The 8,874-nt window shown below is 61.9% G+C and carries 7 protein-coding genes and 4 pseudogenes; 6 read left to right on the plus strand and 5 right to left on the minus strand.

The annotated features are described in order from the left end of the window. Nucleotides 1-494: 494 nt before the first annotated feature. From C9427_RS35525 to C9427_RS33050, 5 genes and pseudogenes are all read right to left on the minus strand, one after another. Nucleotides 495-1,075 (minus strand): annotated as a pseudogene (locus C9427_RS35525) (TOTE conflict system archaeo-eukaryotic primase domain-containing protein). Next, complete coding sequence (locus tag C9427_RS34330; RefSeq protein WP_167434579.1) at nucleotides 1,050-1,475, minus strand: TOTE conflict system archaeo-eukaryotic primase domain-containing protein; 426 nt, start codon at nucleotides 1,473-1,475, stop codon at nucleotides 1,050-1,052. Before C9427_RS34330 ends, C9427_RS35525 begins: the two are co-directional and overlap by 26 nt. Nucleotides 1,476-1,632: 157 nt before the next feature. Next, a complete protein-coding gene (locus C9427_RS33040; RefSeq protein WP_107653130.1) occupies nucleotides 1,633-2,541 on the minus strand; it encodes a TniQ family protein in 909 nt (302 codons plus the stop codon). A 5-nt stretch (nucleotides 2,542-2,546) separates the two neighbouring features. Further along, nucleotides 2,547-3,425: a TniB family NTP-binding protein gene (locus tag C9427_RS33045; RefSeq protein WP_107653131.1), complete on the minus strand. Its 879-nt coding sequence runs from the start codon at nucleotides 3,423-3,425 to the stop codon at nucleotides 2,547-2,549. 7 nt (nucleotides 3,426-3,432) lie between these two features. Next, nucleotides 3,433-5,077, minus strand: a pseudogene (locus C9427_RS33050) (Mu transposase C-terminal domain-containing protein). Nucleotides 5,078-5,210: 133 nt separating this feature from the next. Here C9427_RS33050 and C9427_RS35305 point away from each other — a divergent pair. The 6 genes and pseudogenes from C9427_RS35305 to C9427_RS33075 all read left to right on the plus strand — a co-directional run. Beyond that, nucleotides 5,211-5,339 (plus strand): hypothetical protein, encoded by a 129-nt coding sequence (locus C9427_RS35305; RefSeq protein ID WP_280954167.1) that lies wholly within the window; start codon nucleotides 5,211-5,213, stop codon nucleotides 5,337-5,339. Between the two features lie 171 nt (nucleotides 5,340-5,510). Then, complete coding sequence (locus tag C9427_RS33055) at nucleotides 5,511-5,723, plus strand: hypothetical protein (RefSeq protein WP_245437276.1); 213 nt, start codon at nucleotides 5,511-5,513, stop codon at nucleotides 5,721-5,723. 26 nt (nucleotides 5,724-5,749) lie between these two features. Then, a pseudogene (locus C9427_RS33060) lies at nucleotides 5,750-6,847 on the plus strand (RHE_PE00001 family protein). A gap of 67 nt (nucleotides 6,848-6,914) precedes the next feature. Continuing rightward, on the plus strand, nucleotides 6,915-7,058 hold the full coding sequence (locus tag C9427_RS35135) for a hypothetical protein (RefSeq protein WP_245437277.1): 144 nt from the start codon (nucleotides 6,915-6,917) through the stop codon (nucleotides 7,056-7,058). 598 nt (nucleotides 7,059-7,656) lie between these two features. Then, a complete protein-coding gene (locus C9427_RS33070; RefSeq protein ID WP_245437278.1) occupies nucleotides 7,657-8,088 on the plus strand; it encodes a c-type cytochrome in 432 nt (143 codons plus the stop codon). Nucleotides 8,089-8,538: 450 nt separating this feature from the next. Then, a pseudogene (locus C9427_RS33075) lies at nucleotides 8,539-8,874 on the plus strand (hypothetical protein); the annotation flags it as partial.

The following is an 8,874-nucleotide window of genomic DNA, read 5'->3' on the forward strand; positions in this document are numbered from 1 at the left end:
TTTCTGCACGAGGGCCAGACCTCTCTGCGCCTATTCCCGTCGTGAGATGAAGCTAAAACGATCGGAATCGATGGCTAAACGGTCCGCAGGTAAACCCATCGATATCGAAAAGTTTGGGGGACTGTACAAAGGCTTGTAAGCCCTCCTCCTCCATCTCAATCGGCTTCCATAATTTAGCTCTGACTATTTTTGATGCAGTTGGGGACCTCTGTCCAGAGTCTTCTGCAAATTTGCGATCACGGTCGCCGGTGTTGGCGGGTCAGGCGCGCCGTCTTCAAGTAACGCAAGTGCCCAGCCCGCCCGCCGCCGTCAGGCGGCCTTGGGCTCCTCCAGCTTGCGCAGCATCTCCTTCTTGTGCTCGGCCAGGTAGCTTGCAGGCGCGATTTGCCAAGTTTGCTCGCAATCTCGTGGTCCTGCGCGGCGGCATGAAGGCTGCGGACCGCAATGCGGCCGAGGCTGCCCTTCGCGTATCGGACGATCAGGAACGGCTCATTCTAGCGACAGGCCGCTATCTCGGAGAAGGCTTTGACGACCACCGGCTCGACACGCTGTTCCTGACCATGCCGATCTCGTGGAAGGGGACGCGCCCACTGGTCGGCATAGGGACGCAGATCTCGATCGACAAAGACGCTGTTGCCCTGTTTCCGCGCGCGCCGCTGCAGCGGAAGGGCGATGGGATTTCCGAACCCGCCAACCGGCATGGTGTCCTGGCTTGGAAAGAAGCGTTCGTAAGAAGCAAAGCCAATTTCCGGGCGTCGCTCCAGGGTCTCGGTCACGAGGAGGGAGCCGAGCTGTCGCGCGGTGCGCGCCGGGATCGGTTCGGAGAAGTCCAGAGATGCCCGCCATTGCCGGACCGCGACCGCTCGAGCGCGGAATCAATGCCCTTGGCATCGCAAGTTTCCATCATGGCGATTGCATCCGCGGACTAACTCTCGCCGTCGAAATCGGCCGCCAGGAACCAGCAGGTTTCGTCGAGCAGCAGCGGGTAGACCCCGGCGACGAAGTTCTCGGAGCCGCGTCGCGACCCGGTAGCGCCGCGCAGATGGTTTTCAATTACTTCGTCGGAGACGGGAATGAAGGCTTGGTTGGGACATTTCGCGGCATTTTACCTGCGGCTTGCCGCAGATTCCCTTTACCCACTCATTGGCGCAGGCCGGCGCATAGCCCGACCGCCCCGCCTTCCTGTTTTCCCAGCGGACCGGATGCACGTCCGATCGGCCGGCAAACAGGCGGCGGCACAGAGCAATTTTCTCTGCCGCCGTTGACGCATTGGTGACCGGCGCAGCTTTCGCGAAAGACCTCGACACATCCGCCAAAGGGAGCAGCGCCTGCGGCTGATTGAGCTCGACAAGTCTTGCTTCAAGGGCGCGTTGCTCTGCGGCGAGCGATTTCAGGCGGCCGCGGATCCGCTCAATCTCATCGTCTCTTTCAAAATCGCATTTCGACACAGCAAGCCTGAACCACTGTCTGTCCATCAAACGCCAGATGTGTCAGCTCGGCCTCCAACAGGCCGATATGCTCTGGTACCATGGCCATCTAACTGCCGTTCTCCAACACGTCGATAAGCGCCAATCAGGGCAGAAAGATCGACGCCCTGGATATCAATCATCCTTGGGGGAGCTTCGTCCTCGATCATGACACGCTTCCGCATCCACTGGCAGAGCGGTTGCAAGGCTGCAGCAAGGCTACCGGCGCGAGAATGCGCTGATGCCAGAAGATGATTTGGGAAGCCTCCGTCCCGGCCGTCAGATGATCGTGACATTCTTCTGCTATTTGGTCGAAACAGCGAATGCGCGCGGCTGAAGATAGGTTGATCAGCGTCCTGGCCGAGCGGGGATCAACGGCCGTCGGAAGGCTGAGGAGTCGCGCGATCAGCGAACTCTTTGTGAGAAAGCCCTTGGCGGCCTCCATGCGGAGCATGTCATGAAGGCAGCGCTCGAAACGCCGCGTTGCCGCTTTCACGCTGACTTTCGCGGCTGTTCTCAGGTCGAAATGGCAAGTGGCGCAATGATGCTGCGGAATAAGGCCCGGTTGATCAAATGCTGCAGTGCCGCTGCCGCAAGACGGACACCGGTCACGCAGCCCGCAGCCGTGCATCGGGCAGGAGATACTGGTCGCCATCCGCCACCGCCGGCGGAAGTAAGGCGCCAAATCGGAAGTGAGGCACTGAGGGCAGAATTGCAGCCAGGTCGAGCGCCTTCGGTGGCCGGTCTGGCGCAGTGGCAGCAGGAGGCGCGTGCGCTCATCCTGCGCAAGGGTCATTGCAGCCAAAGTGTCTCGCGCAACTCCGGAATAGTGATGAAGCAGGCGCGCCGCGCCATCCGGCAGCGCAAGATCGAGCCGCGCCGACCACATGCCGCCGTCTATCCCGAAAACGTCGGCAAAATGGCGCGGTGCGATGCCATTGGCGAACGCCAGGCGATTGAGCCAGCTCGATAGCAGCTCATCCGCTTGCGGCACGACCACGACTGGCCAGCGATCGGAATGAATCTCCTGGTAGTGCGACTGCACTTCGATCGCGAACTCGGCCGTGCCGGTCATAGCCGCTACAGCAGGGCTTCGCGCACCGGCGCCTGACGACGGGCCGAGAGCGGAATGTGGCCTAACCGATCGATCATCGCCATCGAGATGCACTCGGCGCCGGATCGGACGGCGACCACCGCCGCCTTGGTGAGGATGGCGACGACCTCGCCGATCAGGCCCTCCGAGAGCGAAAAAATCTTGCGCGCCATATCTTCCTCCGACAGGTCGGAGCTTTTGGCGAGCGGCAGGGCCGCCTCGAGACTGTCGAGGAGCGCCAGGTATTCTTCGTCATAGCGCCACCGCGGGACCGCGCACAGCTCGAACCGGCTCGCCATTTCATCGGTCGCATTGACACAGTCATAGACGGCGACCTCACCGATCAGCACCGGCGAGATGTCGTGAATCCGGCCAAGCCGACGCAGGAAGGCGAAGATCGCCTCGACGTCGCGGGTGCGGCCGCGTAACGCGTTGTGGAATTCGTCGAAGATCAGGATTCGGGGCGCGAGGCTGGCGAGCAAGTGATCGAGTTGCGCAGCCTTCCGACCAACATCGCGGACGTTGCCGATCGGCGCTTTCAGCGCGTGAAGGACGCTGGCATAGAAATTGGCAAGCCCCACGCCCTCGTGGGTTTGCACGATCCAGACCCGTTGCGTCGGAGACATCCTCAAATGCTCGATCGCGAATCGCTCGGCGACCATCGTCTTGCCGTTGGCGTAAGGACCAATCAGCATCAGGCCGCCGGTGCGCAGTGCAGCCGGACGGGAAAGCAAGTCGGCCAACCGCTCATGAGCGTCCAGCGCCGCGTGATGGCCGATCCAGCGCGGCGAGCGGATGAAGGCGATCCGCTCCTCAATGTTTCCATCGAGATAGGGCCGTACATGGTCGAGAAGATGATCGGCCATTCACGCGCTACCATTCTTCGATCGGCAGCCGCCGCTTTTGACGCATCGGGTGCTCCATCGGGGCCGGCGGCGCCGGCGCCATTGCCTGATACGGCTTGGAAGCTCCCGCCGCCTGGCCAGCGCGAACGGCGTTGCGCAATTCCGTCTTCTTGTGCTTGGCGGTTCCGGCAACGGACGCAATCTCACGGCGGAGCTGGACCTTCTCGACATTCGACCGGGCATTCGCCATCCGGCGGTTGGCGCGGTCGCCTTCGTGCTCCCACAGGGTGACCGGCGTCAAAATCCCGTCACGGCGCCGGACCGAGCGAAAGGCGACGCCTGCGGGATCGCGGACATAGACATGGCTGATGTCGCGCGGATCGTAACGAATCTCCAACTTGCCCAACCGGTCGCGTTCGGGAACGAACGAACCGAGCCATGGCGCGTAATAGAACAGGGCAAACATGCTGATGCCTTGCGGCGTCAGGCGTCGTACGGCACCCGGCAGAAATGTCAGCAGGACATTAGGCGCGTCGTCATTGAAGCGCGGACTATCCACCGCATGTGTCTGCCACTCGGTCAGCGGCACTTTTAGCGTCTTGGCGTTCTCCTGGAGATTGTGGTCGACGATAGCAAGCGCGACGCAACGCTCGAGATCGGCAAAGCTCAGGCAAGCTCGTTTCTCAGATGGATATTCGTCACGGTCGGCCACCGATCGTCCGGTCGACCCTGGGTGCGTGGCGAGCACGGCATTGAGCTTGCCCAGGAGACGCTCGACCACACCACCCTGATGGACGCGGCCGCGGTCACGATATCGGATGCCGATACCGTATTCCTCACAGCCGCGCTGAAACGCCCGCCCCTTGAACTCCTTGGCCGAGTCCGTAACGAGTCGGCGTGGTCGGCCGAGCATTGGCCAGTCATGGTCAAGGCCGCGTGCGGCCATCCACTCCTCCTTCGGGCACATTGCGTGCGCAAGGCACAGAGCTACGGACAGCACCGACGGCTTTTCCAGGGACAGGCAGAAACCCAGAATGCAGCGCGAGAACACGTCGGTGAGGATGGTCAGGTAGGCGCGGCCGACGAAAATGCCGGCGCCGTCGACCACCTCCACGAAGTTGATGTCAGTCGGCGTGTGATCGATCTGACAGACGTCGAACGGGCGCGGGGCATGGATATAGCCAGGACGCGGCCTGAGCCGATGAAGGTGCTTCGGATTCGCCGATCGTTTCTTGGCGATCTCTTCCGGCGTGAACAATGCCGGGATCCCGCCGCGCAACGGTGATATAGGATGGCGGCCGAAGGCCAGCCTCCTCGCAGCGCGCACGGATTTCGGCGACGACAGGGGTGAGCGGCGGCGCTTCCAGAACAAGCCACTGCTCGCGCAATGTCGCAGCAATGATTTCCTCGATCATCGACGGCAACCGCTTCCGGCGTGTGTTGCCCGTTCTCGGCAAGAGCACCGTTACTGTTCGATCGTCACGATAGCGCGCCAGGAGATTGTAGATCTGACGGGTAGACAACCGCAGCTCAGCCGCTACGCGAGCAATCGCCGATCGGCGCGGCGCGGAACCATCGAGGACCTTGTCGAGTTCGCTCGCTATCCGCCGCGCCTGCGACCAGTGGTCGTCGGTCGCAGTTCGGGACGCGGCCGAAGGCCCCTTTTGCAACAGCTTCTGCAAGGCGGCACCGCATGATTGAAATTCTTAGCGAGAAATCAGTCGCGCAATACCACCCAAAGCCAACGCCGATATGACATTCGCAGGATTGAAATACGCAAGTAAAAGCCACAGGAGGACAAAAAACATGATCTTCAGCACGCCGCTTCAACACCCGACGGGCCGTCGAGATCAGCCCGGGCCGGGCCAGGCGGAAAGTCCGACCGTGTCCGTCGCGTCCATCCGTGAACTGATCCAGCTTTTTGTCTCGGCCTAGTGAGGGTACCTGTGCCGGAAGCAGCAGAGCCGATCGTCTGGTCATGCCGAGAAATCCTGGCGCGATTGGGCTGGGCGCCGGGCGCCGTCGTGCGGGAGGCGCCCGATCTGTGAGCCCGAGATCCGCGGCAAATTCCGCGACGCGGTCTTCGCGACCATGGCGTTGTGCCCCATGGTTCGCTTCGAACTGCGAACCGCCCACCCACGCATGTACCACGAGTTCGTTCTCGTCATTGCCGAGGACCAGACCGAATATCTGACGTGGCGGGTCTCGGCCGCAGCCATCCTGCGCGAGCTCGGGCGCGCGCACGAGGCAAGCGGGCCAAGCCCGCGTTGGCCGCTCCGCAACGTGGTGCTTGTCAATGACGGAGTCGATGCGCGATGACGATCCATAGTGACCTCACGACGACAATGCCGTGGGCCGAGCTCGCCGGGCCGCTGATCATGGCCGAAGACGCCGTCGCTCGCCTGGACGAGCGACTCGCCCGCTCACCGGTGCGCGACGGTTTCGTCGAGCGGTTTCATTTCCATGATGCGGCCGCCACGCTGTGGCTCGACGGTGAGCTTGTCCACGTCGAGGACCTCGTCCTACATGACGCGCACATGGACATCCGCGCGCCCACGCACGAGCTCACCCGCGCGCACGCGGTCCTGCGCACCCGCCGGCAGATTTTTGGCAACGCCCCCGACTGGGCGCTCGGCCGCGAGGGATTGCGGCAGCTGACTGGCCGCCGCGGCGTAACGGCGGCGAAAAATGCCGCGGAAGGCGAGGGGGCTCTAGCGCCGAGGCAGGACCGGGATCAAAACGAGGCGGACGAGCCGGATCCGCTGGCCGAGGAGTTCGCGGCCATCGATGCGGTGCTGGCACGCTCGAGCGCAGTTCTCAACGGCGTGGCGGTCGAGCAGCCGCCTCGGCCGCAACCGACGCTCGAACGCGATCCATTGATCCACGACCCGGATTCGGATGAGTCTGCCCGTCTCGACGACTGGCGTAGCTTGCTTGATCGCGCCGTGAAGCTTCCGCCCGTTCTTGCTGCTGCGGTGCTTTGGGACGCTTGGGAATCCATCAGCCCGCTGCAACATCAGCCGTGGCTTGGCACCCTCCTGGTCGCAGCTGGGCTGCGGCAGCGTCGGAAGACCGCGGCCCACCTGCTGGCCCTTAATGTGGGCCTGCGTGTCATGAGCCGCGAACGCCGGCGCCATGGCGCCAGGACGACGCGGTTGCTGGCGTTCCTCGACGCGGTTGCCGAAGCCGCCGCGCTTGGCCTGAAGGAACACGATCGACTGATGCTGGCGCGGTAGCAAATGCTGCGACGGACCAGGGACAGGCGTGGCAACTCGAAGCTGCCGCGCCTCATCGACTACGTCCTGACCCGGCCGCTGGTCTCGAGCGCAATGGTCGAAAAAGAGCTGAGGGTGACGACCAGGGGCGCGCTCAACCTGGTAGGCGAGCTTGGCCTGCGCGAGATTACGGGGAGAGGCCGTTATCGGGCGTGGGGTATCGTCTAGGGCGTGCGGTCCACGCGACCGAACGCCGTCGCAGCTCGCTCGGGTATGTATTCCTGTTTTCTATGGATTGGCGCGCCGTCTTTTCCTCGATGGAGCGAAAGAGCAAGCGAGCGCCGGTGCCGCGGAAGTTGAACGTTTGCTCGCCATCTATGGGACCAATGGGTCCTTCCGCGGGTACGCCTCCAGGTCCTCGAATCCGCTGCCGCGCTGAGCGGGCCAGACATCGCTCGGCCTGCGCTCTCCCCGAGTTTGAGAAGCGACCATGAGATTTCCATTTTCCCGTCAGGCTATACCTCGGCAGGAAATTGAAGGACTTGGGGCCAGACTTCCCCATCCGGCAGGCGAGGCCTTTTTCGGCTGGCACAAGCGTTGCAGAGCCATTTGCGAGAACATCTCGCCCCAATGGGAGGCATGCGTGAATCGCTGCAACAAGCTGGCCGACCGTCGTCCCCCGTCAATTTCGAACGGGAGGAGAATACCCATCGAACAGCTGGCCAGCTTAGGCGACCTGAACCCGAACGAACCTCGACTTCAGTTAACACGACAGTGGTAGGCGGCGCGGGAGCGCACGGCTACATTGTCGGGTTCTCGACCACGTGCTCGCATCAAGATTCCCATCGAACTACAATGCCGACAATTGTCCCGGTGAGCTGCTCACATGACGCTGATGCCCGAGGCAGCAGATTTGGGACCAGTCGACGGCCAACATTCCACAATACGTGCTGCGCATGCATGCCAAGGGCGAAATCTACACCGAGGGAGTCGATGAGAGCTCCTTTTGGAGCAACATAATTAAGAAGGCTCGGATCATGGCTTACAAACATATGGATCGCCCGTCTTATGTTCATTCGGGCAGTTCCTGGGTGAAATGTCTGTCAATCGGCGCCAGCGTGGTTGTGGCGTTACTGCCTCCGATCGCCCAGGCCCAGGATATCGAGGCCGGCAAGACGGTCTTCAAAAAGTGCGCCGCCTGCCACAACGCTGATACCGACTCGAACAAAGTCGGACCAACCTTGAAAGGCGTCGTGGCCCGAACAGCGGGAACGGTCCCTGGCTATCCGTATTCGAAAGCCATGAAGGATGCGGGTGCAGCGGGCCTCGTATGGGACGAGCCGAACCTGACGGAATATCTGATCAACCCCAAGGCGAAGGTGCCGACGAACAAAATGGGATTCCCTGGCCTTAAGAAACCCGACGACATCAAAAACGTCATCGCCTATCTCAAGAGTGTGTCAGGTTAGAAAACCCTAGTGTGCGTTTCAAGAACAACCCCAAAGGAGTGATCGTGTTTCACGCCGCGAAGCCCCGTTTGAGAACCGACTGCTCGGCCGGGCGGGGTGGCGAAGGTCAGTCGAGACGGCGGTGGCGAAAGTGGTGGCGCTTGCCAACGTGTTCGATACAGAGAACACTCTCGCTTGCGGAGCAATCGGACGGGTTTGTGCCGCCGATATCTGCTCGTCCATTTCGCACCGCGTTCAGTCGACAAGCCGCGCGCGCGGATGCTTTACGTCGCTGCGGCAACGCTCTTGTTCCCGGCTTGTCACCGAGGAGGCCGCCGCGCATCCTATGCCCTAGTCCCTATGATTGCTGGGCCTGAGGGTGGCCCGTCATCCGATATGCAAGGGTACGAGGGTTAAGCCGGCTGGCCGGCACAGAGCCTCATGCATAGGAGACGGGGCTCATGTGTTGGTTTGGATATTCACAAGCAACGGATTTCGATCGCGGTTGCAGAGAGCGGACGTTCCGGCTCGGTGGAATATCTTGGGGAGATTGCCAATGACCCGGATGCCGTCAGCAAGCTGGGGTCGGCGGCGGGACAAAAAAACCCGGAAGGGGAGGGGGCTGGAACTGCTTCAGTTGAACCCGATAGTCGGGATGATGGTGAGGACGATCTTCTGGCTGAAGAATTTGCCGAGATCGATGCTGTCCTGGCGCGCTCGTCGAAGATTCTGAGCGGCGCCGACGTGTCTGCTCGAAAAGAGGAAACGTCACGACGTGACCGGCCGGACCTGATCTACGATCTCGAC

It is taken from the genome of Mesorhizobium helmanticense (assembly GCF_003034915.1).
GTDB lineage: Bacteria > Pseudomonadota > Alphaproteobacteria > Rhizobiales > Rhizobiaceae > Mesorhizobium > Mesorhizobium helmanticense.